This is a genomic window from Profundibacter sp. (assembly GCF_965277155.1).
GTDB lineage: Bacteria > Pseudomonadota > Alphaproteobacteria > Rhodobacterales > Rhodobacteraceae > Profundibacter.
This window is the reverse complement of the sequence record NZ_CBDIBV010000001.1, coordinates 31,024-55,769: the sequence shown is the minus strand read 5'-3', so window position 1 is coordinate 55,769 and position 24,746 is coordinate 31,024. Positions and strand designations below refer to the sequence as shown.

The following is a 24,746-nucleotide window of genomic DNA, read 5'->3' as shown; positions in this document are numbered from 1 at the left end:
AAGAGCAATCCCCAGTTTCTCTTTTGCCCAAATATCCGCGCCGCAGGCAAATCCGAGGCCCCCTTTTGGGGTCGAGACATACAGCGGCCCGCAGGGCCTCCATTAAACAGCCCTACCCGAACACCAGCGTTTCACGTTCAGTCACGATCGCATCCAGTGGCTGGTCGGTCGGCTCCAGCGGCAGCCCGTCGGCCTCTTGCCCCGCATAGGCGAACCCCACTGCCACCGTCGGGCGGCGTTCGCGCAGCATTTGCAAAGTGCGGTCATAAAACCCGCCGCCATAACCCAGCCGCCCACCGCTACGGTCAAATGCCACCAGCGGCACGATCAATACTTCCGGCTCCAGCCACGCGCCATCCGCCGGCACACGCGCCCCGAACGGCCCCGCCAACATCTCGCACTCCGGTGTCCATTGGCGAAACTTCAGCGGCAGCCCCGCACCCTCGATCACCGGCACCACCACAAACCCGCTTTGCGCCATTTTGGCCATCACCGCCAAAGGGTCAATCTCGGTGCGGATCGGCATATAGCCCGATATCGTCTGCCCCGCGTGTGGTTCCAGATATTCCAGCAAGCGCGCCGCCGCCAGTTCCCCGTGCGCCGCCTCATGCGCCAGTTTGCGCCGATCAAACCCCGCCTTGCGCGCCGCCGCTTTCACGTCCTTCAAATCGTTCATAACAACACCACCGAAGCCAGCCCCAGAAAGGCAAAAAACCCAACCACATCCGTCATCGTCGTCACAAAAGCCCCCGATGCCAACGCCGGATCAACCCCCACTTTATCCAGCAAAACAGGCACCACGACCCCGACAAAGCTGGCCACCAGCAGGTTGATCACCAATGCCGCGCCGATCACCACGCCCAGCATCGGCATCCCGAACCACAGCATGCCAAGCCCCCCTATGACCACGGCAAAAACCGCGCCGTTGACCAGCCCGACCAGTATTTCCCGACGGATCACCCGCCAGACGTTGGCGCTGGTGATATCCTTGGTCGCCAGCGCCCGCACCGCCACGGTCAGCGCCTGCGTGCCCGCATTGCCCCCCATCGAGGCCACAATCGGCATCAACACGGCAAGGGCGACAAATTCGGCAATCGTGTCGGAAAACTGCGAAATCACGAACGAAGCCGCAAACGCCGCAAACATCGTTACAAACAGCCACGGCAAGCGCCGTTTAGAGGTTTCGATCACCCTGTCCGACAGGCTGCCTTCGCCCACACCAGCCAGCCGCAACATGTCTTCCTCGTGTTCTTCGTCCAGCACCGCCATGGCGTCATCAATGGTGATCACCCCGACCAGCCGGTCGTCCTTGTCCACCACGGGCGCGGAAATCAGGTGGTACTGGTTGAACGCATAGGCCACATCCTCTTCGTCCTGATTGACGGATATGGTGCGGAAACTGTCCTCGGTGATGTCCTGCAACTTCATATCGCGCGGGCTGCTCAACAGCTTGCCCAAGGTCACATAACCGGTGGGGCGCATTTTGGGGTCAACCAGTATCATATGGTAAAACTGTTCAGGCAAATCCTGCTGGGTGCGCAGATAGTCAATCGCTTCGCCCACCGTCCAGTGTTCCGGTGCCACCACCAGCTCGCGCTGCATCAAACGGCCGGCAGAATCCTCGGGATAGGTCAGCGCCTGCTGCACCGCCACACGATCCGCATCCTCCAGAACCTCGAGGATTTCATCCTGTTGCGGCGCGTCCAGATCTTCCAGCAGATCAACCACATCGTCGGTTTCCAGATCGCGCACCGCTTCGGCCAGTTCCTCGGGGGCAAGGCTTTCCATCACCTCTTCGCGCAGGGATTCGTCCAGTTCGGACAGAACCTCGCCCTCCATCTCGCCTTTCCACAGGCGCAGCAGGGCGCGGCGCTGAGTGGCGCTGATCTGTTCCAGAATATCGGCAATATCGGCCGCGTGCAGCGGTTCCAGCAATTGCGTCAGCCGCACGCTGTCCCCCTGTTCGATCGCCTCGATCACTTCGTCGATCAAACGGTTACCCAGCGCGAAATCCTCGTCCAGCCCGTCACGATTTTCCTGTTGCTCTGTATTCATGATCAGTTCCTGTCCGACGGTTTCCCGTTCTACATAAACAATCCCGCCCGTTAAAAACAGCGAAAATGGGGGCTTCCCCTTGGGCAATCTTGCGCCTAATCTGGGGCGCTGTGAAAACCCGGAGCATCCAATGACCATCGCGCAACTTTTACTGGGCCAGACCCTGACATTCACTGCTGACCCGTTCCATGCACTGGTAAGTGAAGCCACCCGTCACGAGCGACGTGGCGGGGTGCTGGTTGAAGACGGGAAAATCACCGCCACAGGCACAGCAGATGATCTGCGCGCTGCCCACCCGCAAGCGAAGATCACCGATTACGGCGATGCGCTGATCATGGCCGGTTTCATTGACGCCCACGCCCATTACCCGCAGACCGGCATCATCGCCAGTTGGGGCAAACGGCTGATTGACTGGCTGAATACCTATACTTTCCCCGAGGAAACGCGCTTTACCGATCCTGCCTATGCCGCAAAAACCGCCGCCCGTTATCTGGACCTGACCGCCGCCAACGGCACCACCACCATTGCCAGTTTCTGCACCATCCACCCCGCCAGCGTGGATGCGCTGTTCGATGCGGCCAAGGCACGGGACCAGCGCATTGTTGCCGGCAAAACCTGTATGGACCGCAACGCGCCCGACGGTCTGCGGGATACCGCCAAATCCGCCTATGACGACAGCCGCGCCCTGCTGGAAAAATGGCACGGCTTGGGCCGCGCATCTTACGCCATCACCCCGCGGTTTTCGCCCACCTCGACACCCGAACAACTCGAAGCCCTTGGCGCCCTTTGGGCCGAGCACCCCGATTGCCTGATGCAGACCCACCTGTCCGAACAGCTGGATGAAATCGAATGGGTGCAGCGGCTGTTCCCAAAGGCCCGCGATTATCTGGATACTTATGAATCCTTCGGCCTGCTGGGCGAAGGCGGGCTGTTCGGCCACGCCATCCACCTGACCGAGCGCGAAAAAGCCCGCCTGCGCGAGGTTGACGCGGCACTGATCCACTGCCCCACCTCGAACACCTTTATCGGTTCGGGGCTGTTCCAGATGGGGGCCTTGATGGCCGCCGGTCACCGCATCGGCCTTGCCACCGACACTGGCGGCGGGTCATCATTCTCGATGCTGCGCACCATGGCGGCGGCTTATGAGATCGGCCAGTTAACCGGCACAGCCCTGCATCCGGCGCAACTGCTGTGGCTGGCCACTAGCGGCTCCGCCCGCGCCCTGCGGCTGGATGATAAAATCGGCAATCTGGCGGCAGGGATGGAGGCCGATCTGGTGGTGCTTGAGCTGGCCGCCACACCGGCGATTGCACAGCGTAGCGAACGGGCCAATGATTTCTGGGAACAGGTTTTCCCCACCATCATGATGGGGGATGATCGCGCGATTGTTGCCACATGGATCAACGGCAAAGCGGTGCTGCCCCGCAGCTGATGCGGGGCCTCTTGCAATGAAAAACAGCAGGCCCCGGATCACGTCCGGGGCAACGGAATATCACCCTTTGCGGCTCACTGATCAGACCGCCGGTTTCACCGCTCCATCAACCTGCGGGCCAGCGCATTCTGCCGCTCGATCATGCGGGGCAGATCAATCGTCGCCATCTGCCCGTCCCGCACCACCTGCCGCCCTTCGACAAACAGATCGCGCACCTTTGTCGGCCCCGCCAGCAACAGTGCGGCCGCATCCCAACTACCGGCGCTTTCCACGCCGCTGACATCCCAAACCGCAATATCCGCCCGCTTGCCAACCGCAATCTGTCCGCAGTCATGCCGCCCCAGAACCGCCGCCCCGCCACGGGTGGCGATCTCCAGCGCCTCGCGTGCGCTCATCGCGTCGGCACCATTCTGCACCCGTTGCAGCAGCATCGCCTGTCGCGCCTCGGACACCAGATTGCCCGCATCATTGCTGGCCGAGCCATCCACCCCAAGCGCCACATTCACCCCCGCATCGCGCATCTGGCGCACCGGCGCGATGCCCGAGCCAAGGCGGCAGTTGGAACAGGGACAATGGGCCACGCCAGTGCCGGATCTGGCAAACAGGTCAATTTCCCGCCCGTCCAGTTTCACGCAATGGGCATGCCAGACATCATCGCCGGTCCAGCCCAGATCTTCTGCATATTGCCCCGGACGACAGCCGAATTTTTCCAGTGAATAGGCAATGTCTTCGTCATTTTCCGCCAGATGGGTGTGCAGCATCACCCCCTTGTCCCGCGCCAGCAATGCCGCATCGCGCATCAGATCACGGCTAACGGAAAACGGCGAACAAGGCGCAATCCCGACCCGCACCATTGCCCCGTCGCTTGCATCATGGAACCGGTCCACCACGCGGATGCAGTCCTTCAGAATGGCCGCTTCATCCTCGACCAGAGAATCCGGCGGCAAGCCGCCATCGCTTTGCCCGATGCTCATCGCGCCACGGGTCGGGTGGAACCGCAGCCCAATTTCATGCGCTGCCTCAATGGTGTCGTCTAAACGGCTGCCATTGGGGAATAAATACAGATGATCCGATGACAGGGTGCAGCCCGATAGCGCCAGTTCCGACAGGCCGATCATGGCGGATACACGCATCTCTTCCGGCCCGAAATTTGCCCAGATCGGATAAAGCGTCTGCAACCAGCCAAACAGCAAGGCATCCTGCCCACCGGGCACCGCACGGGTCAGGGTTTGATACAGATGGTGGTGCGTGTTCACCAATCCGGGCGTTACCACACAGCCTTTGGCATGCACCACTTCGGCATCGTTTGCCGGCAGGTTCTGCCCCACCTCGACAATCACCCCGCCGGATATGCGGATATCCCCGCCCGTGATTTCACGGCGCGCGTCATCCATTGTCACCAGCGTATCGGCCCCCCTGATCAGAATATCGGTCATTGGTTATTCCTCTGCCTGCTGCAAAATCTCCAGCGCCGCCGCATGCACATCCGCATTGGCCGCCGCCAGCATCCGCCCGCCTTCATGCGCAGGGCCTCCGCGCCAGTCGGTCACCACCCCGCCCGCCGCCTGCACCACTGCAATCGGGGCCTGCACATCATAGGCCTGCAATCCCGCCTCAATCACCAGATCAACCTGACCGGCGGCCAGCAACGCATAGCCATAGCAATCCATCCCGTATCGGGTCAGTTGCACCTGTTTTTTCACCGCATCAAACGCGGCTTTTTCAACCGGCGTTCCAATGGCGGGAAAGGTGGTCAGCATGATAGCCTCGGACAGGGGCCTTGCCGCGCGGGTGTTCAGGTCAAAGCGCCCATGTGGCCCGTCCACCCAGGCCTCACCCAGCCCGCCAACGAAACGCTCGCCGATATAGGGCTGGCAGATCATGCCGAAAAACGGCCCCGTTTCATCGCGCACCGAAATCAGCACCCCCCAGGTCGGCGTGCCGCTGATATAGCCACGGGTGCCGTCAATCGGGTCCAGAACCCACGTCAGCCCGCTGGTGCCCTCGGAATAGCCGAATTCTTCACCCAGAATGGCGTCATCGGGGCGCAAATCAGCCAACACGTCGCGCATCGCAAGTTCCGCAGCGCGGTCCGCTTCGGTCACCGGATCAAACCCGACAGACCATTTGTTATCCGCCATCAGCCCCGGAATGCGAAAATGGCGCAGGGTTTCCACCTGCGCCACATCGGCCATCGCACGGGCCGTTTTTTTCAAGCTGTCTTGTTCGCTTTGACTTAACACGGTCCGATCCCACCCTTTTTGACATCAATGCCCTTGCAGGATGGTATCGGGCCGTCTGACCAGTTCGTCAAGCGCCCTTAGGCAGCGTCACTCAGCACGCGCGCCAGATCGAACAGGCGGCGGCGCTGGTTTTCCGGGATCGAATAATACGAGCGCAGCAATTCCAGCGCTTCTTTATCCGTCATCATATCAACAGGTGAATCGCCCTTGCTGCTGGCTTCTTTTTCCAGGCCATCGAAAAAGAAACTAACGGTAACGCCAAGAGCATTGGAAATGTCCCACAGACGCGACGCGCTGACACGGTTCATACCGGTTTCATATTTCTGGATTTGCTGGAATTTGATTCCAAGGTTGTGTCTCGAAAGTGGTGGAAATTGATTTCAGGCACCTCCGAGCGGGTTGAGTTATGCGCCGGTCAGGCGGCTTGGTCAAGGGTTGCGTCGGCGACGGGCTGAGCGAGCGTTTCCCAGCCATCGACCTTTCGCATGACGATCTGCCCCGAGGCCATCAGAGCCCAAAGCAGCATCGGCACGGTCTCGGCGCATGGCAGCACGGTCTGGGTCTTGATGCGGCGGCGGAATTCCTCGTTCAGGCGTTCGATCGCATTTGTCGTTCTGGCCGATTTCCACTGGCCTTGTGGCAGACGCGTGAAGGTGAAAAGCTTATCTCCTGCTTCTTCCAAGCTGTCAGCGACGGCCTTGCATTTCAGCCGCCATTTTCGCAGAAATGCCTTGCGGCGGGTGGCGATTTCCTCGGGTGTTTTGGCGTAGATCATGTCGCGGTAATCTTCTGTCAACTCATCATGCATACGCTTGGGTGCCTTGGCCAGAAGGTTGCGGTGCTTGTGCACCGTGCACCTCTGGATCGGCAGATCTTCACCCCAGAGGGCAATGAGAGCGACCTCAAGTCCCGGTGCCCCGTCCACGATGACAAATTCGGGCCGTTTCAACCCGCGCGCATCCAGATCGTTGATGAACTGACGCCAGGCGGAGGTGCTTTCGCCGCCCATGTTCATCAGTGATAACAAGACCTTCTGCCCATCCCGGCGCACGCCAATCGCGGCCAGAACCGAGATATTGGTGGCCTTCCTGTCAATCCGCGTTTTGATCACGGTGCCGTCCAGGATCAGCCGCACGATGTCTTCATCCGCAAGGCTGCGGGCGCACCACGCCTGCCAGTCCACCTTCACCTTGCGCCAGGCGCGGCTCACCACATCCTTGCTGACCGCCCCCTGAAACAGGCCGAACAGGGCGCGTTTTACCCGCCGTGTGTTGGTGCCCGAAAGGTAGACAGCAGCGATCAGCGCCTCGGCCTTCTTCGTCAGCCGCTGGTAGCGGGGCAATGGGGGATCAGGCGGCCCTGGGCCTGCCAGCGCGCCATTCTCTGGCCTTGCCGGCCTCGCCTGTGATCCGCGCACGCGGCACGCGCACCGTTTCGGTTCCAAATGTTCCGATCAGTTGCCGCTCGCGATGCCCGTGGCGGTATCCGGCCTTTGCCCCGCCGCTGCGGCCATACCGGCAACGGCCCAGAAACTGCTCCAGCTCCGCTTCGAAAACCGCCTCGATCGTCGCGCGGATGTTCTGGCGCAGCCGGTCTTCAATCGGGTCATAGCCTGCTTCATTGGCCAGTAGCGCGGATGTCGATGTTGCTGTATTCTTTGTCATGGCGTGATCTCCTTGGCGGTTCCAGCCGCCGGTTGGGTGGCTTCGATGCACCCGGAGATTACGCCGTCCTCGAATTTCCACCAAACTCGCGACACTACCCGACATCGCATCAAATACATCTATAAACCGTTCACCCTCCTGTTTTTTAACATAACTTTTGGGGCTGACCCAGATAACCTAAAAAGAGGTTATGATGGGAAGCATGAGAAAGAGTCGCCTGAGCCACTACAAGCAAGACCGTCTTACGGAGCATTTTGTTTCGGGATCGACAGCACGAACAGCAGCCAGTTTGTGTGGTGTAAACCGCAAGACCGCAGCGTTTTATTTTCTACGCCTGCGCGAGATAATCGCCTATGAGCTGGAGGCGGAAAGCCAAGCTATGTTCGGCGGAGTGTGAATCGGCGTGCAAAACTGACCCACTTGGGTGGGTTATGAGCGAGTAAAATTGACCCACCTGTTTCGTTAACATCCGCGCAAAATTGTGCGGAGGAAAGAGCAGGTGATATTGATGGAAAGCGTATCGAAGATCCGGCGCTGGGTGCTGGTTGAAGGGCGCAGCATCCGGTCTGTGGCGCGGGCGACGGGACTGTCGCGGAACACGATCAAGAAGTATTTGAAGGACGAGAATCCGCCGAGCTACCAGCGCCATGCGCCGCCAGTTCGGCACAAACTGTGCAATGGGTTTGATCTTCGGCTGCAGGAACTGTTTGATCAGGACTCGAGGCGACCACGCCGGGAGCGGCGGACGGCCCAGAAGCTATACGAGCAGCTTGTGGCAGAGGGCTATACCGGGTCCTATTCGCCGGTTCAGCGTTTTGTTCGTGAGTTGAAGCGCGCCGGGGCCTGTTCGGGAGATGCGTTTATCCCGCTGCATTTTGCGGCGGGTGACGCGCTGCAATTTGACTGGAGCGAAGAACGGGTCGTACTGGGTGGTGTCGAGCAGAAGGTGAAGGTCGCTCATTTCCGCCTGTGTCACAGCCGCAAGCCTTTCGTGATTGCCTATCCCGGTGAAGCCCAGGAGATGGTGCTGGATGCTTTCGTGCAGGCGCTGTCCTTTTACGGAGGCGTTCCGCGCAGGGTGATCATCGACAACCCCAAGACCATGGTGACCTACGTTTCGCGCTCGAAGGAGCGGATATTCCATCCCCGGTTCCTGGCCTTGATGAACCACTATGTGATGGAGCCGGTGGCCTGCACGCCCGCTGCGGGCTGGGAGAAGGGACAGGTCGAGAACCAGGTCCAGTTCTTGCGGGGCCGGTTGTTCGTTCCCGAACCGGCCTTTGATGATCTCGAGGCGCTGAACGCGTGGCTGCGTCTGCGTTGCGAAGATCTGGCAGAGCGTCCCCATCCCGAGCAGCAGGATCGCACGATTACCGAAGTGTTCGAAGACGAGCGCGCCGAACTGCGCCCCCTGGGTCGGGCCTTCGACGGCTACGTGGAAAAGACCGTCCGTGTCCGCTCCACCTGCCTGGTTCAATATGCCAGCAATCGCTACAGCGTGCCCTCCCGCTTTGCCGGGCATCATGTGTCGCTACGCGCCTATGCCGGCCGGATCGTGGTGGTCTCCGGTCAGGATGTGATTGCCGAGCACAGGCGTCATTTTACCCGCAATATCAGCTATTTCGAGCCCTGGCATTACGTTCCCCTGCTGGACCGCAAGCCTGGTGCCCTGCGCAATGGCGCCCCCTTTGTGGGCTGGGAACTGCCCGAGGCCATGCATCGGATCAGGGAACATTACATGGCTGGTAAAGGCGGGGATCGGGAGTTCGTCGACCTGCTCCTGCTGGCACAGGATCACGGGATCGAGGTGGTCGAGACGGCCTGCAATCTGGCGGTGGCACAAAACACCCTGCGGCTGCCCGCCATCATCAATCTGATCAACCAGTTGGTGGAACCGGTCATCACACCGCTCAGCGATGCCTGCGCTTATCCGCAGCTGACCTTGCGGCCCGAAGCCGATTGCAAACGCTATGAGACCCTGTGCTCGGCTGAGGAGGTTGCCGTATGAATGCCTTGATCGACCAACTGACAGCCCTCAGGTTGCATGGAATGGCAGCTTGCGCCCATGATCTGCTGTCCGCGCGCAAGCCGCCAAGTCTGACCACAGCGATAAGGCAACTGATCGACGCCGAGACTGTAGAGCGCCGGGTGCGCTCCATCCAGTATCAAATGAGGGTTGCGAAGTTCCCCCATCACAAGGACTTCGCCACCTTCGATTACAGCGCCGCCGCCCTCACCCAGGCCCAGATCGAACCATTCTGCACCGGCCAGTTCACAGAGGAGGCCCATAACCTCATCCTGGTGGGCGGAACCGGCACGGGCAAAACCCACATCGCCATCGCGCTGGGAACGACGCTGATCAACAACGGCAAGAAGGCGCGCTTCTTCAACGCCGTCGATCTGATCAACGCCCTGATCAAGGAACAGGCCGACGGCAATGCAGGGAAGATCATCCGGCAGCTCTCGGCTTTGGACTGCGTCATCATCGACGAGCTGGGCTACATCCCGTTTCCCAAATCCGGTGGCGCGTTGCTCTTCCATCTGATCAGCAAGCTCTACGAGAAGACCAGCATCATCATCACAACCAACCTTGAGTTCGGTGAATGGGTCTCGGTCTTCGGGGATGCCAAGATGACAACCGCCCTTCTGGATCGCGTCACTCATCACTGCAACATCATCGAAACCGGCAATACCTCATACCGGTTCGCCCAGAGTAAACGCCGTAGAAAAAACTAGCCGTTCCGCAAGCAAAGCCCCCAGACGGACTCGCTACATGAAGGCGGCCCGACTGGGGGCTTTGCGCCACAAAGGGGGGGGCAAATTTAAATGCCGAAACCGGGTCAGTTTTAAATGCTCATTGACAGATCAGGGAGCTTTATCGGGGCTCAAGCATGGCAAAGATATCGGTAAATTACAGCCTGCAAAGCAAGCGGAAAGAGAACGAGCTCTTGGTGATGCCGCTCTAAGCAACCGCGCCCAAGGCTTTCTTCCTAAATTTCTTAATCCATTTGATGACTTGTGGAATGTTTTCAGCTTCATCCATTTCGATACCATTATTTTTCAAGTCCAATCCTTTTACCGCATAGTGCGGAAGTCGTGTCCTGTCCAAGATAGTGCCGTGCGTGGTGTGTTCATTGATCCAGTCCATTTCATCTATTACCCTAAAAGGGATAAGTGTCGCATAGCCTGTATTTCCCCGAGCTATGCCCAAAAGTTGGTGACGCAGTAATCAGGCGGCATGTTTTTCCTGCTTGATCCCGTCCTTAAATTCAACCCCTTCGATGATTTCCGGCAATCGGAATGCGCCGTCGAGTTTACGCCATTTCTTCTTTGCCGACATCATCAGGCGGAAGGTCATTGCCAAGGCGGTCTTGCGCCCGAGGCAGCCTTTGGTCTTCTTCGTTCGGTGCCGCACGGTGGCAAATATGCTTTCGATGGGGTTGGATGTGCGGATGTGTTTCCAGTGCTCGGCAGGGAAGTCGTAGAAGGTCAGCAGCACGTCCCGGTCCTTGGTCAGCTTCCCCACGGCACGCTCGTATTTCACGCCATAGGCTTCGATGAAGAAATTGAACGCGGCCTCGGCGTCCCGTTTGTTCTCGGCCATCCAGATGTCCTGTAGATGGCCCTTGGCTTTGGCTTGCAGCGACTTCGGCATGGCATTCAGGACGTTGCCGGTTTTATGCACCCAGCAGCGCTGCTCCCGGGTCTCACCGAACACCTCCCGCAAGGCGTTCCAGAAGCCGAGCGCGCCATCACCAACGGCCAGATCAGGGGCTTTTCTGAGGCCACGACGTTGCAAGTCCAGCAGCAGTTCACGCCAGCTCTGGCTGCTTTCTCGATACCCGTCCACGAGGCCCAGAACATCCTTGTTACCCCACTCGTCCGCGCCGATGATCACCAGCATGCATTGCTTGTCAGCATCCGTGCGCGGCTTGAAATAAACCCCGTCGGCCCAGAAATACACATAGCGTTTGGCCGACAGGTCACGCCGGTTCCAACGCTCGTATTCTGCCCACCACTCCGCCTTCAGGCGCGAAATCGTGCTCGATGTCAAACCACCCGCATCAGGCCCCAGAAGGGCCGCCAGTGCTTCGCCGAAATCACCCGTGGAAATACCTTTGAGATAGAGCCAGGGCAACAACTCCTCGACCGACTTTGCCCGGCGCAGATACGGCGGCAGAAGCGTCGAGGTGAACCTGATCTTCTCCGCCCCCGTGCCACGATCACGCACCCGAGGCACATTCACCGGGACAGGGCCGATCCCCGTCATCACCTCGCGCTCCGGCGGGTATCCGTGGCGAACAAGGCGCTGGCGACCGGCCGAATCCCTCAAATGCGCGTGTTGCGCCATCAGATCACAAACCTCGGCCTCGACCGCCTGTGCCAACAGATCCCGCGCGCCTTTGCGCAAGATATCCGTCAGCGGATCAGGTGAAATTCCGGCTGGATCGGTAGGTTGTGTCTCGAAAGTGGTGGAAATTGATTTCAGGCACCTCCGAGCGGGTTGAGTTATGCGCCGGTCAGGCGGCTTGGTCAAGGGTTGCGTCGGCGACGGGCTGAGCGAGCGTTTCCCAGCCATCGACCTTTCGCATGACGATCTGCCCCGAGGCCATCAGAGCCCAAAGCAGCATCGGCACGGTCTCGGCGCATGGCAGCACGGTCTGGGTCTTGATGCGGCGGCGGAATTCCTCGTTCAGGCGTTCGATCGCATTTGTCGTTCTGGCCGATTTCCACTGGCCTTGTGGCAGACGCGTGAAGGTGAAAAGCTTATCTCCTGCTTCTTCCAAGCTGTCAGCGACGGCCTTGCATTTCAGCCGCCATTTTCGCAGAAATGCCTTGCGGCGGGTGGCGATTTCCTCGGGTGTTTTGGCGTAGATCATGTCGCGGTAATCTTCTGTCAACTCATCATGCATACGCTTGGGTGCCTTGGCCAGAAGGTTGCGGTGCTTGTGCACCGTGCACCTCTGGATCGGCAGATCTTCACCCCAGAGGGCAATGAGAGCGACCTCAAGTCCCGGTGCCCCGTCCACGATGACAAATTCGGGCCGTTTCAACCCGCGCGCATCCAGATCGTTGATGAACTGACGCCAGGCGGAGGTGCTTTCGCCGCCCATGTTCATCAGTGATAACAAGACCTTCTGCCCATCCCGGCGCACGCCAATCGCGGCCAGAACCGAGATATTGGTGGCCTTCCTGTCAATCCGCGTTTTGATCACGGTGCCGTCCAGGATCAGCCGCACGATGTCTTCATCCGCAAGGCTGCGGGCGCACCACGCCTGCCAGTCCACCTTCACCTTGCGCCAGGCGCGGCTCACCACATCCTTGCTGACCGCCCCCTGAAACAGGCCGAACAGGGCGCGTTTTACCCGCCGTGTGTTGGTGCCCGAAAGGTAGACAGCAGCGATCAGCGCCTCGGCCTTCTTCGTCAGCCGCTGGTAGCGGGGCAATGCCTTCGAGCGGGTAGTGTCGCGAGTTTGGTGGAAATTCGAGGACGGCGTAATCTCCGGGTGCATCGAAGCCACCCAACCGGCGGCTGGAACCGCCAAGGAGATCACGCCATGACAAAGAATACAGCAACATCGACATCCGCGCTACTGGCCAATGAAGCAGGCTATGACCCGATTGAAGACCGGCTGCGCCAGAACATCCGCGCGACGATCGAGGCGGTTTTCGAAGAGGAGCTGGAGCAGTTTCTGGGCCGTTGCCGGTATGGCCGCAGCGGCGGGGCAAAGGCCGGATACCGCCACGGGCATCGCGAGCGGCAACTGGTCGGAACATTTGGAACCGAAACGGTGCGCGTGCCGCGTGCGCGGATCACAGGCGAGGCCGGCAAGGCCAGAGAATGGCGCTCGAAGGCATTGCCCCGCTACCAGCGGCTGACGAAGAAGGCCGAGGCGCTGATCGCTGCTGTCTACCTTTCGGGCACCAACACACGGCGGGTAAAACGCGCCCTGTTCGGCCTGTTTCAGGGGGCGGTCAGCAAGGATGTGGTGAGCCGCGCCTGGCGCAAGGTGAAGGTGGACTGGCAGGCGTGGTGCGCCCGCAGCCTTGCGGATGAAGACATCGTGCGGCTGATCCTGGACGGCACCGTGATCAAAACGCGGATTGACAGGAAGGCCACCAATATCTCGGTTCTGGCCGCGATTGGCGTGCGCCGGGATGGGCAGAAGGTCTTGTTATCACTGATGAACATGGGCGGCGAAAGCACCTCCGCCTGGCGTCAGTTCATCAACGATCTGGATGCGCGCGGGTTGAAACGGCCCGAATTTGTCATCGTGGACGGGGCACCGGGACTTGAGGTCGCTCTCATTGCCCTCTGGGGTGAAGATCTGCCGATCCAGAGGTGCACGGTGCACAAGCACCGCAACCTTCTGGCCAAGGCACCCAAGCGTATGCATGATGAGTTGACAGAAGATTACCGCGACATGATCTACGCCAAAACACCCGAGGAAATCGCCACCCGCCGCAAGGCATTTCTGCGAAAATGGCGGCTGAAATGCAAGGCCGTCGCTGACAGCTTGGAAGAAGCAGGAGATAAGCTTTTCACCTTCACGCGTCTGCCACAAGGCCAGTGGAAATCGGCCAGAACGACAAATGCGATCGAACGCCTGAACGAGGAATTCCGCCGCCGCATCAAGACCCAGACCGTGCTGCCATGCGCCGAGACCGTGCCGATGCTGCTTTGGGCTCTGATGGCCTCGGGGCAGATCGTCATGCGAAAGGTCGATGGCTGGGAAACGCTCGCTCAGCCCGTCGCCGACGCAACCCTTGACCAAGCCGCCTGACCGGCGCATAACTCAACCCGCTCGGAGGTGCCTGAAATCAATTTCCACCACTTTCGAGACACAACCGGATTGCATAAATTCAGGTCACACAAAGTTAATTTGTGTCACCATCCGGCAATCTTAGTTAACAGGCGGTTAACTTAACTGTTTTTTCAGGAGTTTGTCGCCATTGCGTCAACAAACCGCTCGAATAAATAGTAACTGTCCATCGGTCCGGGGCTGGCTTCGGGGTGGTATTGCACCGAAAACACCGGACGATCCACCATACGGATGCCGCAGTTTGAGCCGTCAAACAGGGAAATATGGGTTTCCACCACACCATCCGGCAGGGTTTGCGCATCCACCGTAAAGCCGTGGTTCATCGATGTAATCTCGACCTTGCCGGTGTCCTTGTCCTTGACCGGATGGTTCGCGCCATGGTGGCCGTGGTTCATTTTGATCGTATTGGCCCCCAGTGCCAGCGCCAGCATCTGGTGCCCCAGACAAATCCCGAAAACCGGAATGTCCGCGGCCAGAATACCCTTGATCATCGGCACGGCATATTTGCCGGTCGCGGCCGGATCACCGGGGCCGTTTGACAGGAACACACCTTCAGGGTTGTGAGCCAACACCTCTTCGGCGGTGGCGGTGGCGGGCAAGACGACCACATCGCAACCGGCCGAGGCCAGCGAGCGCAGGATGTTGCGTTTCGCGCCGAAATCCACGGCCACAACCTTGTGCCCCTTGCCGGTCCTTTTGGGGTAACCATCCGGCCATGCCCAGCGCATTTCGTCCCATGTATAGGACTGTGCACAGGTCACGGTTTTGGCCAGATCAAGCCCCTCAAGTCCGGCAAATGCCCGCGCTTTGGCCACCAGTGCTTCGATGTCGAAATTCCCATCCGGATCATGCGAGATCGCCACATGCGGCGCGCCCTGCTGCCGGATCGCGCGGGTCAGGCGGCGGGTGTCCAACCCCCCGATCCCGATGCGTCCGCGCTTTTCCATCCAACCGCGCAAATCCCCCGTGGCACGCCAGTTCGACGGCTCGGTCGGGTCCCATTTTACGACAATGCCCTCGGCCACCGGATCGACGGTTTCGTCATCTTCCGGCGTAATGCCGGTGTTGCCGATATGCGGGAAGGTAAAGGTCACAATCTGGCCCGCATAGGACGGGTCGGTCATGATTTCCTGATAGCCGGTCATCGCAGTGTTGAAGCACAGCTCGGCCTCGCAATCACCGGTCGCGCCGAACCCTGTGCCGTAAAACAATGTGCCATCGGCCAGTGCAAGGCAGGCGGTGGGTTTGGGGGTGTCAATTTTACTGGCTGCGGCAGGCATGGGGCGACTCCTTTGCACAAATCTAGCGGAACCTATGGCGGGGCGCAATTGCGGTCAAGCGGAAAGGAAATTTGACTTATTGTTCAAAAACAACGCCTTAGCATTGTGATGCGCGGTTGTCATGGCTGGGCTGTCGGGTTAATCTGGTGGTCTTGATATTTTCGGCACCTAGGGGATGAGGAAACCGAATGGACCTACGACATAGAATAGCGGACGCATTGAAAGAAGCGATGCGCGCCAAAGACACCGAACGCCTGTCCACCTTGCGCCTGATCAATGCGGCGATCAAGGATCGGGACATTGCCCTGCGTGGCGATGGCAACGATGATGGCGCAACCAATGACGAAGTGCTTGCGATCCTTGGGAAAATGGTCAAACAACGCCACGAAAGCGCCAAGGTCTATGAGGAAGGTGCGCGGCTGGAACTGGCCGAAAAGGAATTGTCCGAGATCAAGATCATCGAGGATTTCCTACCCAAACAGCTAAGCGAAGACGAGGCAGCCGAGGCGGTAAAAGCCGCGATTGCCAAGGTGGGTGCAGAATCAATCCGCGACATGGGCAAGGTGATGGGCGAGCTGAAAGCCAATTACATGGGCCGGATGGATTTTGGCAAGGTCGGACCGATGGTCAAGGATTTGCTGGGATAGCCACAAAAACACCTGTATGGTTTGTCTATGACATTTGTCGGCAAACCCTACGGCGATTTTGCGCAACCGCCAGTCCTTCTGGAACACTGGGAATTTGACGCGATCCAAAGGGATATCACTACGGTGCTGCCTGATGGCTGCCGTGATCTGATCATCTGGCGCGGCAAAGGTGTGCGTCCGCAATGTTTTGTCACCGATCTGGCCACGGGATGCGATCAGGTGCCTGTCAGTGCGGGCGATCATTTCAACGGATTTCGCCTGCACCCCGGGGTGCAGGTTGACGTGGACGGATTGCTGGCCAGTCTGGAGGACGGGCTGGACGATGTATCCATCAGCGCCCGCCTGCATGATTACGCAACCCCGCTGCCGCAAGTTGTTGAGGCGCTGGCCTGTCTAGCCTCGGGCGTCACATCAGTTGGCGATGCAGCGGCCATGTTAGGTGTGCGCCTGCGCAGCCTGCAACGTCTGCTGAAACGTGAAACGGGGCAAGCGCCGGTGTTCTGGCTGCGGCTGGCCCGCGCACGACAAGCGGTTGCACGGTTGGGCCACGCGGAGGCGTTGGCCGATCTGGCCTGTGACTCGGGCTATGCCGATCAGGCGCATATGACGCGCGAGTTTCGCCGCTGGTTTGGCACCACCCCCCACAGGATACGCGCCGATGCGGGGTGGGTGACACGGAATTTCGTGGCCGGCTACGGCGCCTGAACGGCGGTGCAGATTTCAACCAGTATCCCTTCGGGCAGGCGCACATAGGCGGTGGTCTGGCCCCACGGCATTTCCTGAACCTCTTGCACCTGCTCGGCCCCGGCCTGCACCGCCTTTGCCAAGGCCCCCGCAACATCATCTGTTTCAAAGGCAATCTCGAAAGACGGATTGGTGATGGGTTCGCTCGCCGGTGATTAGAGGTGGTCCCACTTTTTTGACCAGTCAGCAGCCAGTTTAAGATGGATCAGGGTTTCATTTAGGCTGCCAAACTCATTGGTTTTGTTTTTCTGTCATAGGCTTCATCCGGGGTCAATATTCCGTGGGTGGAATGCGGGCGCTCGGTGTTGTAGTAAGCCAACCATTTCCCGATCCCGGCGCGGGTCTGCGAACCCGTTTCAAATGCGTTGAGGTAAATGCATTCGTATTTCAAGGATCGCCAAAGCCGCTCGATCATCCGGTTATCGACCCAGCGACCTTTGCCATCCATCGAGATTTTCACGTCGGCTTCTTTCAGCGCCTGCGTCCATTCAAACCCGGTGAACTGGCTGCCCTGGTCGCTGTTCATGATATCGGGCTTGCCGTATTTGGCCATAGCCTCTTTCAGGGCTTCAACGCAAAAATCTGCCTCCATGCTGTTTGACAATCTCCAGCTCAAAACCTTGCGGCTGTGCCAGTCCATGATCGCGACCAAATAGAGGAACCCGCGCTGCATCGGAATGTAGGTGATATCTACGCACCACACATGGTTTGGACGATCAATCGTCAGGTCTCGCAGCAGATACGGGTAGATCTTATGCTGCGGATGTTTCTTGCTCGTGTTGGGCGTCTGGTAGATCGGAACCAACCGCATCAGCCGCATCAAACGGCGGACCCTGTGGCGACCACACTTGTAACCTTGGCGCTGCATGTGCCGGGCCATTTGCCGTGATCCATACCACGGCGTCTGCAAGAATTGCTTGTCGATTATTGTCATGAACCGCAAATTTTCAGCACTTTCGCCTTTTGGCTGGTAATACAGGTTCGAGCGCGCCAGAGAAAGTAGCCCGCATTGTCGTCGCACACTCAGATCATGCTCACGGCTCACCATTTTTTGCCTCGCTTCCCGAGCAACTGTTGCGAGGCGTTGGCTAAAAAATCCCGTTCCACGACCAGCTGACCAATCTTGGAGTGCAGCTTCTCAATCTGGGCTTCATCAACCCGATCAGGATCACGGCCCCGTCTGGAAAATGCCGTGGCCATGTTTTCAATCGCTGCTCGTTTCCATGTGCCAATCTGGGTTGGATGCACACCATACTTCTTCGACAGCTCCGCCATCGTCATTTCCTCGCGGATTGCTTCAAGCGCAACGCGGGCTTTGAATTCGGGAGAATGGTTCTTTCGTTTCGTCATTTTGAATCGTCTTTCTCATAAGTCGATCCACCTTAACAACTGGTCCGAATTTCCGCGACCACCTCTATTTGCCCAGTTGCTGCATCAGTTCAATTGACGACACGGCCAGTTTGGTTTGCCCCGTGTCCAATTCGCCGTAATCGCCGCTTTCGTGCAGAAAGGCGGTTTTAAGACCAAAGGCGGCGTTGAAAAAATCAAGGGTGGCTTTGACATCTTGAACATATAGGATGGTGTAGCGGAAAATCATGATACTGGCTCCGGTTTGTGTTTGCCCGACCTTAGCCGCCCCGCACGCAAAAATCTTGAAGATTTGCGACAGCGGTTTAGGTCAGGGATTTACCCAGCCGAACCACTTCATCCACCAATAGATCCAGATCGCAATTGCGGGTGCGGTGGTTGGTGATGTTCACACGGATCGCCGTTTTCCCGTCCAGCGTTGTGACCGAGGGCGCGGCGATGCCGCTTTCCTGCAACCGCATCACGATTTCCCCGTTCACCACATCGCTATCTCCGTATCGAAGACACACGATACTGCTGGCGACCGGCGCCAACAGGGTTAATGCGGGTTGGTCCTGCACCAGCCGCGCCAGATATCGCGCCTGTGCGCAGTTCTTGCTGATCATCGCGCCCAGCTTGTCAGTGCCATGCTCCACCAGTTGCGCCCAGATTTTCAACGCCCGAAACCCACGCGACAGCTCCGGGCCGTATTCCACCGGCCACGGGTTGCCCGCCGCAAGGCCGCGCCCTGCGGCTTGCAGGTAATCGGGACGGCTGGAAAAGGTGGCCAGATGCGCAGCCCCGTCCCGCACCATCACAAACCCCGCGTCATAATTCACATGCAGCCATTTGTGGAAATCAAACGCCAGCGAATCCGCCCGCTCGACCCCTTTCAAACGGGGCCGCAAAGTTTCCGACAACACCCCCGCCGCGCCGAAGGCCCCGTCAACGTGCAGCCACATATCCTGCTTGGTGGCCAGATCGGCCAGCGCCTCCAGATCGTCAAACGCCCCCACATTGACACTGCCCGCCGTGCCAACCACCAAGAACGGCTGCATCCCCTTGGCACGATCCTGCGCGATCATTTCGGCCAGCGCAGACTGGTCCATTTCATAGGCCGCATTAACCGGAACCGAACGCAAGGCCCCTGCCCCAAGCCCCAGCAAATCAAACGCCCGCGCTACGCAATTATGCGCCTGCGAAGAGGCATAGCCAACCAGCCGGTGCGCGCCCACGCCATCGCTGCGGGTCGCCAACCCCAGCGCATTTTCCCGCGCCACCTTTAGCGCAATGATGGTGGCCATCGATGTGCCGGACACCACCAAACCGCTGGCCACATCGGGAAAGCCGAACATCTGCCGCACCCAGTCCACCACCTGCTTTTCAACATAGATCGCCCCGTGATCCCGCCCGCCCAGATTGGCGTTCATTGCGCTGGCAGCGATCTCGGCAATCAACCCGCTGGCCGCCCCTGCCCCGTGCACCCAGCCAAAGAACCGCGGATGGGTGTTGCCCACCCCATAAGGCAACAGGGTTTGGGCGCGGGCCTGCATCGCCGCCACCCCCGCGCCCTGCTGTGGCAAGGGCGCTTGCAACGCCTGTTTCAAGTCATCGGGCAAGGGCTGCCAGACCGGCCCCTCGGTGGCATGCTCTATCTTGTCCAGTGCCGCATCCAGCATCCGGTGCGCGGCGGCGCGGGTTTGTGTCCAGTTTTCAGGGTCAAGCGTATCAGTCATTGCGGCGTCCTATGGTTGCCCACTGCTAGCATGGTTTTAACACCACAAGAAACAGATGCCCTGTAAATTCACGCAATTTTGGGGTGCAAAACAGAACTGTTCCCGCTAATGAAAAGGAAATGAATCGCACATTTTCTAAACCCGTGCGACCAAGGGGGAATATGAGACAGTTTTTTGTATTGGGAACCTCTAAAAATCCCCCAAAATCCGGCCTGACGGGGTAGAATCGTCATCAGGATGAAAATGATTCGACCGACGGGGTTTTGTCATGGGTCATATGGGATTTTTTGATCTTTCCAGCCGATACGCGGGACTGGACAAATCTGGTGATCCGCTGGTGTTGCTCAACGACATGGTGCCGTTCGAGGATTACCGGGACGAGCTGAAGGCCATATGGCGCACGCCGCCCGAACAGCGCAAATCCAACGCTGGCCGCCCGCCTTGGGATGAGGTGCTGATATTCAAGACGATGGTTTTGCAGCAGCTCTACAACCTCTCTGACGATCAGATCGAGTATCAGATCCGCGACCGCCTGTCGTTCATGCGGTTTCTCGGCCTTGGCATTGAAGACAGCGTACCTGACGCCAAGACCATCTGGGCCTACCGTGAAAGGCTGGCCGGGGCCGGGAAGATGAAGGAGCTGTTTGACAAGTTCGATGCCTTTCTGCGCGAAAAGGGCTATCTGGCGATGGGCGGGCAGATTGTTGATGCGAGCATCGTTCCGGCGCCGCGCCAGCACAACAAAAGGGACGAGAACGAGAAAATCAAGGCGGGCGAAACGCCTGAAGAGTGGGAGGAAAAACCCCACAAGAAGCGCCAGAAGGACGTGGATGCGCGCTGGACGAAGAAGCACGGCAAGAGCTATTACGGCTACAAGAACCACATCAATGTCGACCGGCGGCACAAATTCATCCGCGCTTATGATGTCACCGATGCCGCCGTGCATGACAGCCAGGCGCTTGCCGGTCTGATTGATGCGAGCAACACCTCATCGGACCTGTGGGCCGACAGCGCCTATCGCTCGCAAAAGATCGAAAGCGAGCTGGAAGAGCGGGGGCTTCACAGCCATATCCATCACAAGGGCAGGCGCGGCAAGCCGCTTGGCGAGCGCCAGCAAAAGGCCAACCGGAGGCGCTCGAAAGTGCGGGTCCGGGTCGAGCATGTATTCGCTTTTCAGGAGCGCTCCATGGGCGGCAAGCTGATCCGCTCCATCGGCCTGAAGCGGGCGCGATTTCGCATCGGGATGATGAACCTGGTCTACAACATGAAGCGCTTCGTCCAGTTCGAATGCGGCCTGGCGGCGCCGGGATAAGGGTTCATGGGGTGAGGTGTGCCTGAAATACCCAAAACCGGCTTGAAACCGGTGAAAATGGGTTTATGATCCGAAGCAATCAGGCGGGACAGGCGAAAAACCGTCCACCCCGCCGCGAAGAAGGCGAAAACGGGAATTTACAGAGGTTCCCTATTGGTAATTTTCACAATTTTCACCGCATTATCCGGTGTGGCCAACGCCCAGCAATCCGCCTGGGTCCAGATCGAAGCCCAACCCAGCCTGCGCGAAGGCCAGGACCGCGCCCGCGCCTATGCCGGCGTGTTTGACAATGTCAGCGGCTTTTCCGTCGGGCGCGGCTGGTATGCCATTGCGCTGGGGCCATATACGCCAGAGGGCGCGATTTCGACGCTGGAAACGCTGAAACGTGAAAACCTGATCCCGCACGACAGTTTTATTTCAGACGGGCGATCCTACTGGCAGCAATTCTGGCCAATCGGGGCCAACACCCTGAACCAACCCCCAGCCCAACCGCAAACACCTGATGTTGTGGCCGATGCGCCGGTTGTTGTTACTCCTCCGCCCCCCGCCGATGAAACCCCGCGTCAGGCACGCCGGTCCGAAGCCTTGCTGACAAGGGACGAGCACAAACTGCTGCAAACCGCCCTGCAATGGGAAGGGTTCTATAATTCTGCCATTGACGGCTTGTTTGGCAAAGGCACCCGCCGTTCTATGGCAGCCTATCAAGAGGCGATGGGGTATGAAGTAACAGGTGTTCTGACCACCCTGCAGCGCAACGAACTGATAGATAATTACAACGCCGTTCTGGCCGGAATCGGCATGGCCCCCGTGCGGGACGATACGGCAGGAATCGAAATCAACATGCCAACCGCTTTGGTCGAATTCGCCAAATACGAGCCGCCTTTCGCGCATTACAATTCCAAAGGGGACAGCGGTGTGCGGGTCTTGCTGATCTCGCAATACGGCGATCAGGCATCACTTTACGGGTTGTATGACATCATGCAGACCCTTGAAATCGTGCCCACCGAAGGCCCGCGTGAACGTGGCAAGAACAGTTTCGAACTGACCGGCATGAATGACAGCATCATATCCTATACCTATGCCGCCCAGAAAAACGGGATGATCAAAGGGTTTACTGTGGTCTGGCCCACCGGCGATGAAAAACGCCGCAAACGGGTGATTGATGAAATGAAGGCCAGCTTTGCCCCCTTTGGTGATGTTGCGCTGGATGATGTGATGGACCAACCGGACGAGGACCAGCGGATCGACCTGCTGGCAGGGCTGGAAATTCGCAAACCCACCCTGTCGCGATCCGGGTTTTATGTGGACGCCAGCGGGCGGGTGCTGACCACATCCGATGCCGTGGAAAACTGCAAACGCATCTCGCTGGACGATACATATGATGCCACGGTTTCCTTTATTGACGAAGGGCTGGGCGTTGCCCTGCTAACCCCGAACGAAAATCTATCGCCCGATACATTCGCCAATTTCCGCACCGCCATCCCACGCATCAAATCCGAAGTTGCCGTGGCCGGTTACCCCTACGAGGGCGCACTTGGTGCCGCCACAATGACCTTTGGTACATTGGCCGACATTCGGGGCCTGCGCGGCGAAAAGGAACTGCGCCGCCTTGCGCTTTATGCACAGGATGGCGATGTTGGCGGGCCGGTTCTGGATATGAGCGGCAGCGTGTTGGGTATGCTATTGCCCAAGGTGCAGGCCAATGGTCAACGCCTGCCTGACGAAGTCAGCTTTGCCATCAGCGCACAGGCAATGGGCAAAGTTCTGGCGGAAAACGGTGTGACCATTTCCGCCTCGCAACCCGCCGGAACGATATCGCCCGAGGATCTGACAATTCTTGGCACCGATATGACGGTGCTGGTCAGCTGCTGGAACTAGGCCATGTTCGATTACACCTTATTGCATTGGACCGGCTTTCTGACCGCTGCCGTGGTTCTTAATCTGGCGCCCGGCCTCGACATTGCCTTTATACTGGGGCAAACCGTGCGTGGTGGGCGAAAAACCGGCTTTGCCGCAATGGCAGGCATCTGGACCGGTGCCTTTGGCCATGTCCTGATGGCAGCGGCGGGATTGTCGGCCATTCTCGCGACCTCGGCTGTGGCATTTTCAGTGGTGAAATGGGTCGGCGCGGGCTATCTGATCTGGCTTGGCATTCAGGCGCTGCGCTCGGATGGTAGCGGGTTCATTGCCGAAGGGATCAAAAGCAGCACAAAACTGATGCCGATTTACCGCCAAGGCGTGGTTGTGGCATTGCTAAACCCCAAGGTCGCAATTTTCTTTCTGGCCTTCCTGCCGCAATTCGTGGTTCAGGGCGCTGGCCCTGTCTGGGCGCAACTGTTCCTGCATGGCAGCTTAATCATCGTGGTTGCCGCCTTTATTGAACCGCCACTGATACTGGCAGGCGAACGGCTGACGAACAAGCTGCGTTCATCCCCCAAATTCGGGCTGTGGCTGGATCGCAGCCTTGGGGCAATCCTTGTTGCACTTGGCCTGCGACTGGCCATGGAGCAACGCTAGCCCCCGAAATCTTTAAAAGATTTCGCCTGTTTTCTTTCAAAGAAAACAGTCCGGCGTCACATGGATCAACGTTGGCCCCTTTGCCTTCAACGCCGCCTGCAAAACCTGCTTAAACTCTTCAGGCGTTGCCGGCTCCTCTGCTTCGGCCCCGAACGCCCGCGCCAAAGCACAAAAATCGGGATTCCGCGCCACAACCGCATTTGGCGCGATCTGGCTGCGGATCATGCTATCCTCGATTTCCTTCAGCTTGCCGTTGTCCCACAGGATAATCGGCAGGCTTAACCCCAGTTCCACCGCCACGCCCAATTCCTGCATGGTATAATGAAACCCGTAATCCCCCGCAATCGCCACCACTGGCGTGCCCGGTTTGCCGATCTTGCCACCGATGGCTGCGGGCAGCGCATAGCCCAGCGTGCCAAACCCGTAAGGGTGATGCCACAGGTTGGGCCGGTCCAGCGGGTATAGCTCCTTGGAGACATAGGCAAATTGCGTCATGTCCGAATAGATCAGCGTGCCCTTGGGCAAAACCTGCTCCATCGCCGCACAGATCGGTGCAATCCCCTGACGCGCGGCATCGGTTTCGGCGTGAAACGCGGCTTTTGCATCGGCCACCTCTTTTGCCATCCAGTCGCTGGTGACATTGTGCCCCTCGACCAGATCGCACAGATCCGACAGGAACACCGCCGCATCCCCCATGATCGGCAGATCCGCCACATGGTCATCGGCCAGCGAATGGGCATCAATATCAACCCGGATCATCGGCGCGTCATAGCCCAGATTATCGCGCCAGATATCGGTTTCCGACAGTTCCGTGCCGATGCACAGCACCAGATCGGCCTTGGCAAGTTCTGCCGCACTATCCCCCCGCGCCAGACAGGGGCCATAGTTCAGCGTGTGAATCGGCGTGCAAAACTGACCCACTTGGGTGGGTTATGAGCGAGTAAA

Annotated in this window: 23 protein-coding genes and 2 pseudogenes; 10 read left to right on the top strand and 15 right to left on the bottom strand. The window is 58.7% G+C overall.

Going from position 1 to position 24,746, the window contains the following annotated elements:
* Nucleotides 1-112: 112 nt before the first annotated feature.
* Nucleotides 113-676 (bottom strand): 5-formyltetrahydrofolate cyclo-ligase, encoded by a 564-nt coding sequence (locus tag ACQY4M_RS00280; RefSeq protein ID WP_428539334.1) that lies wholly within the window; start codon nucleotides 674-676, stop codon nucleotides 113-115.
* A complete protein-coding gene (gene mgtE / locus ACQY4M_RS00275; RefSeq protein WP_428539331.1) occupies nucleotides 673-2,055 on the bottom strand; it encodes a magnesium transporter in 1,383 nt (460 codons plus the stop codon). The genes ACQY4M_RS00280 and mgtE overlap by 4 nt, the downstream gene beginning before the upstream one ends.
* A 136-nt stretch (nucleotides 2,056-2,191) precedes the next feature.
* Between mgtE and guaD the strand changes: the two genes are divergently transcribed.
* Complete coding sequence (gene guaD, locus ACQY4M_RS00270) at nucleotides 2,192-3,487, top strand: guanine deaminase (RefSeq protein WP_428539603.1); 1,296 nt, start codon at nucleotides 2,192-2,194, stop codon at nucleotides 3,485-3,487.
* Nucleotides 3,488-3,582: 95 nt separating this feature from the next.
* On the opposite strand, the gene ACQY4M_RS00265 is transcribed toward guaD, so the two are convergent.
* From ACQY4M_RS00265 to ACQY4M_RS00250, 4 genes and pseudogenes are all read right to left on the bottom strand, one after another.
* Nucleotides 3,583-4,923, bottom strand: a complete 1,341-nt coding sequence (locus ACQY4M_RS00265; protein WP_428539328.1) for an 8-oxoguanine deaminase — start codon at nucleotides 4,921-4,923, stop codon at nucleotides 3,583-3,585.
* Between the two features lie 3 nt (nucleotides 4,924-4,926).
* Nucleotides 4,927-5,730: an inositol monophosphatase family protein gene (locus tag ACQY4M_RS00260; RefSeq protein WP_428539325.1), complete on the bottom strand. Its 804-nt coding sequence runs from the start codon at nucleotides 5,728-5,730 to the stop codon at nucleotides 4,927-4,929.
* 77 nt (nucleotides 5,731-5,807) lie between these two features.
* On the bottom strand, nucleotides 5,808-6,074 hold the full coding sequence (locus tag ACQY4M_RS00255) for a helix-turn-helix domain-containing protein (RefSeq protein ID WP_428539600.1): 267 nt from the start codon (nucleotides 6,072-6,074) through the stop codon (nucleotides 5,808-5,810).
* A gap of 71 nt (nucleotides 6,075-6,145) precedes the next feature.
* Nucleotides 6,146-7,394 (bottom strand): annotated as a pseudogene (locus ACQY4M_RS00250) (IS256 family transposase).
* Between the two features lie 202 nt (nucleotides 7,395-7,596).
* Between ACQY4M_RS00250 and ACQY4M_RS00245 the strand changes: the two are divergent.
* From ACQY4M_RS00245 to istB, 3 genes and pseudogenes are all read left to right on the top strand, one after another.
* Nucleotides 7,597-7,785: pseudogene (locus ACQY4M_RS00245) on the top strand (IS1595 family transposase); the annotation flags it as partial.
* 117 nt (nucleotides 7,786-7,902) lie between these two features.
* On the top strand, nucleotides 7,903-9,402 hold the full coding sequence (gene istA / locus ACQY4M_RS00240) for an IS21 family transposase (RefSeq protein WP_428539289.1): 1,500 nt from the start codon (nucleotides 7,903-7,905) through the stop codon (nucleotides 9,400-9,402).
* The gene (gene istB, locus ACQY4M_RS00235) at nucleotides 9,399-10,130 is read left to right on the top strand and encodes an IS21-like element helper ATPase IstB (RefSeq protein WP_428539322.1); all 732 of its coding nucleotides are present in this window, start codon (nucleotides 9,399-9,401) and stop codon (nucleotides 10,128-10,130) included. The genes istA and istB overlap by 4 nt, the downstream gene beginning before the upstream one ends.
* Nucleotides 10,131-10,356: 226 nt before the next feature.
* On the opposite strand, the gene ACQY4M_RS00230 is transcribed toward istB, so the two are convergent.
* The 3 genes from ACQY4M_RS00230 to ACQY4M_RS00220 form a co-directional block, all read right to left on the bottom strand.
* The gene (locus ACQY4M_RS00230) at nucleotides 10,357-10,542 is read right to left on the bottom strand and encodes a hypothetical protein (protein WP_428539319.1); all 186 of its coding nucleotides are present in this window, start codon (nucleotides 10,540-10,542) and stop codon (nucleotides 10,357-10,359) included.
* 81 nt (nucleotides 10,543-10,623) lie between these two features.
* Nucleotides 10,624-11,874 carry an IS256 family transposase gene (locus ACQY4M_RS00225; protein WP_428539597.1) on the bottom strand — a complete coding sequence of 417 codons (1,251 nt, stop codon included), beginning with the start codon at nucleotides 11,872-11,874 and terminating at the stop codon, nucleotides 10,624-10,626.
* Nucleotides 11,875-11,914: 40 nt separating this feature from the next.
* On the bottom strand, nucleotides 11,915-12,907 hold the full coding sequence (locus ACQY4M_RS00220) for an IS256 family transposase (protein ID WP_428539316.1): 993 nt from the start codon (nucleotides 12,905-12,907) through the stop codon (nucleotides 11,915-11,917).
* A gap of 45 nt (nucleotides 12,908-12,952) precedes the next feature.
* Here ACQY4M_RS00220 and ACQY4M_RS00215 point away from each other — a divergent pair, with 45 nt between their 5' ends.
* The gene (locus ACQY4M_RS00215) at nucleotides 12,953-14,179 is read left to right on the top strand and encodes an IS256 family transposase (protein WP_428539582.1); all 1,227 of its coding nucleotides are present in this window, start codon (nucleotides 12,953-12,955) and stop codon (nucleotides 14,177-14,179) included.
* Between the two features lie 152 nt (nucleotides 14,180-14,331).
* Here the strand turns inward: ACQY4M_RS00215 and carA are convergent, their stop codons facing one another.
* Nucleotides 14,332-15,498 (bottom strand): glutamine-hydrolyzing carbamoyl-phosphate synthase small subunit, encoded by a 1,167-nt coding sequence (carA, locus tag ACQY4M_RS00210; RefSeq protein ID WP_428539313.1) that lies wholly within the window; start codon nucleotides 15,496-15,498, stop codon nucleotides 14,332-14,334.
* 188 nt (nucleotides 15,499-15,686) lie between these two features.
* Here carA and ACQY4M_RS00205 point away from each other — a divergent pair, with 188 nt between their 5' ends.
* Both ACQY4M_RS00205 and ACQY4M_RS00200 read left to right on the top strand, forming a co-directional pair.
* The gene (locus tag ACQY4M_RS00205; protein WP_428539310.1) at nucleotides 15,687-16,145 is read left to right on the top strand and encodes a GatB/YqeY domain-containing protein; all 459 of its coding nucleotides are present in this window, start codon (nucleotides 15,687-15,689) and stop codon (nucleotides 16,143-16,145) included.
* A gap of 27 nt (nucleotides 16,146-16,172) precedes the next feature.
* Nucleotides 16,173-16,850: a helix-turn-helix domain-containing protein gene (locus ACQY4M_RS00200; RefSeq protein ID WP_428539307.1), complete on the top strand. Its 678-nt coding sequence runs from the start codon at nucleotides 16,173-16,175 to the stop codon at nucleotides 16,848-16,850.
* Here ACQY4M_RS00200 and ACQY4M_RS00195 read toward each other — a convergent pair.
* The 4 genes from ACQY4M_RS00195 to ACQY4M_RS00180 form a co-directional block, all read right to left on the bottom strand.
* On the bottom strand, nucleotides 16,838-17,005 hold the full coding sequence (locus tag ACQY4M_RS00195; protein WP_428539594.1) for a VOC family protein: 168 nt from the start codon (nucleotides 17,003-17,005) through the stop codon (nucleotides 16,838-16,840). The two genes, ACQY4M_RS00200 and ACQY4M_RS00195, sit on opposite strands and share 13 nt — an antisense overlap.
* Nucleotides 17,006-17,106: 101 nt before the next feature.
* Nucleotides 17,107-18,239 (bottom strand): IS3 family transposase gene (locus ACQY4M_RS00190; RefSeq protein ID WP_428539245.1). Its coding sequence is split into 2 segments (ribosomal slippage): nucleotides 17,107-17,987 and nucleotides 17,987-18,239, totalling 1,134 coding nucleotides; the frame shifts between segments, so codons are not numbered across the junction.
* A gap of 64 nt (nucleotides 18,240-18,303) precedes the next feature.
* A complete protein-coding gene (locus ACQY4M_RS00185; RefSeq protein ID WP_428539304.1) occupies nucleotides 18,304-18,486 on the bottom strand; it encodes a hypothetical protein in 183 nt (60 codons plus the stop codon).
* A 76-nt stretch (nucleotides 18,487-18,562) separates the two neighbouring features.
* Nucleotides 18,563-19,972, bottom strand: a complete 1,410-nt coding sequence (locus tag ACQY4M_RS00180) for a pyridoxal phosphate-dependent decarboxylase family protein (protein WP_428539301.1) — start codon at nucleotides 19,970-19,972, stop codon at nucleotides 18,563-18,565.
* Between the two features lie 268 nt (nucleotides 19,973-20,240).
* Between ACQY4M_RS00180 and ACQY4M_RS00175 the strand changes: the two genes are divergently transcribed.
* The 3 genes from ACQY4M_RS00175 to ACQY4M_RS00165 all read left to right on the top strand — a co-directional run bounded on the left by ACQY4M_RS00175 (nucleotide 20,241) and on the right by ACQY4M_RS00165 (nucleotide 23,801).
* Complete coding sequence (locus ACQY4M_RS00175; RefSeq protein WP_428539263.1) at nucleotides 20,241-21,284, top strand: IS5 family transposase; 1,044 nt, start codon at nucleotides 20,241-20,243, stop codon at nucleotides 21,282-21,284.
* 153 nt (nucleotides 21,285-21,437) lie between these two features.
* The gene (locus ACQY4M_RS00170) at nucleotides 21,438-23,162 is read left to right on the top strand and encodes a trypsin-like peptidase domain-containing protein (protein WP_428539298.1); all 1,725 of its coding nucleotides are present in this window, start codon (nucleotides 21,438-21,440) and stop codon (nucleotides 23,160-23,162) included.
* Nucleotides 23,163-23,165: 3 nt separating this feature from the next.
* Nucleotides 23,166-23,801: a LysE family translocator gene (locus ACQY4M_RS00165; protein ID WP_428539295.1), complete on the top strand. Its 636-nt coding sequence runs from the start codon at nucleotides 23,166-23,168 to the stop codon at nucleotides 23,799-23,801.
* A gap of 36 nt (nucleotides 23,802-23,837) precedes the next feature.
* Here ACQY4M_RS00165 and ACQY4M_RS00160 read toward each other — a convergent pair whose 3' ends face one another.
* Nucleotides 23,838-24,722 (bottom strand): thiamine pyrophosphate-dependent enzyme, encoded by an 885-nt coding sequence (locus ACQY4M_RS00160; protein WP_428539292.1) that lies wholly within the window; start codon nucleotides 24,720-24,722, stop codon nucleotides 23,838-23,840.
* Between the last annotated feature and the right edge of the window lie 24 nt (nucleotides 24,723-24,746).

Bases quoted from the DNA above. Each gene is read 5' to 3' on its own strand.
- ACQY4M_RS00205 (WP_428539310.1), top strand. From the start codon at position 15,687: ATGGACCTACGACATAGAATAGCGGACGCATTGAAAGAAGCGATGCGC.
- ACQY4M_RS00185 (WP_428539304.1), bottom strand. From the start codon at position 18,486: ATGATTTTCCGCTACACCATCCTATATGTTCAAGATGTCAAAGCCACC.
- ACQY4M_RS00180 (WP_428539301.1), bottom strand. From the start codon at position 19,972: ATGACTGATACGCTTGACCCTGAAAACTGGACACAAACCCGCGCCGCC.
- istA (WP_428539289.1), top strand. From the start codon at position 7,903: ATGGAAAGCGTATCGAAGATCCGGCGCTGGGTGCTGGTTGAAGGGCGC.
- carA (WP_428539313.1), bottom strand. From the start codon at position 15,498: ATGCCTGCCGCAGCCAGTAAAATTGACACCCCCAAACCCACCGCCTGC.
- istB (WP_428539322.1), top strand. From the start codon at position 9,399: ATGAATGCCTTGATCGACCAACTGACAGCCCTCAGGTTGCATGGAATG.
- ACQY4M_RS00230 (WP_428539319.1), bottom strand. From the start codon at position 10,542: ATGGACTGGATCAATGAACACACCACGCACGGCACTATCTTGGACAGG.
- mgtE (WP_428539331.1), bottom strand. From the start codon at position 2,055: ATGAATACAGAGCAACAGGAAAATCGTGACGGGCTGGACGAGGATTTC.
- ACQY4M_RS00175 (WP_428539263.1), top strand. From the start codon at position 20,241: ATGGGTCATATGGGATTTTTTGATCTTTCCAGCCGATACGCGGGACTG.
- ACQY4M_RS00265 (WP_428539328.1), bottom strand. From the start codon at position 4,923: ATGACCGATATTCTGATCAGGGGGGCCGATACGCTGGTGACAATGGAT.
- ACQY4M_RS00200 (WP_428539307.1), top strand. From the start codon at position 16,173: ATGACATTTGTCGGCAAACCCTACGGCGATTTTGCGCAACCGCCAGTC.
- ACQY4M_RS00220 (WP_428539316.1), bottom strand. From the start codon at position 12,907: ATGCACCCGGAGATTACGCCGTCCTCGAATTTCCACCAAACTCGCGAC.
- ACQY4M_RS00280 (WP_428539334.1), bottom strand. From the start codon at position 676: ATGAACGATTTGAAGGACGTGAAAGCGGCGGCGCGCAAGGCGGGGTTT.
- ACQY4M_RS00215 (WP_428539582.1), top strand. From the start codon at position 12,953: ATGACAAAGAATACAGCAACATCGACATCCGCGCTACTGGCCAATGAA.
- ACQY4M_RS00165 (WP_428539295.1), top strand. From the start codon at position 23,166: ATGTTCGATTACACCTTATTGCATTGGACCGGCTTTCTGACCGCTGCC.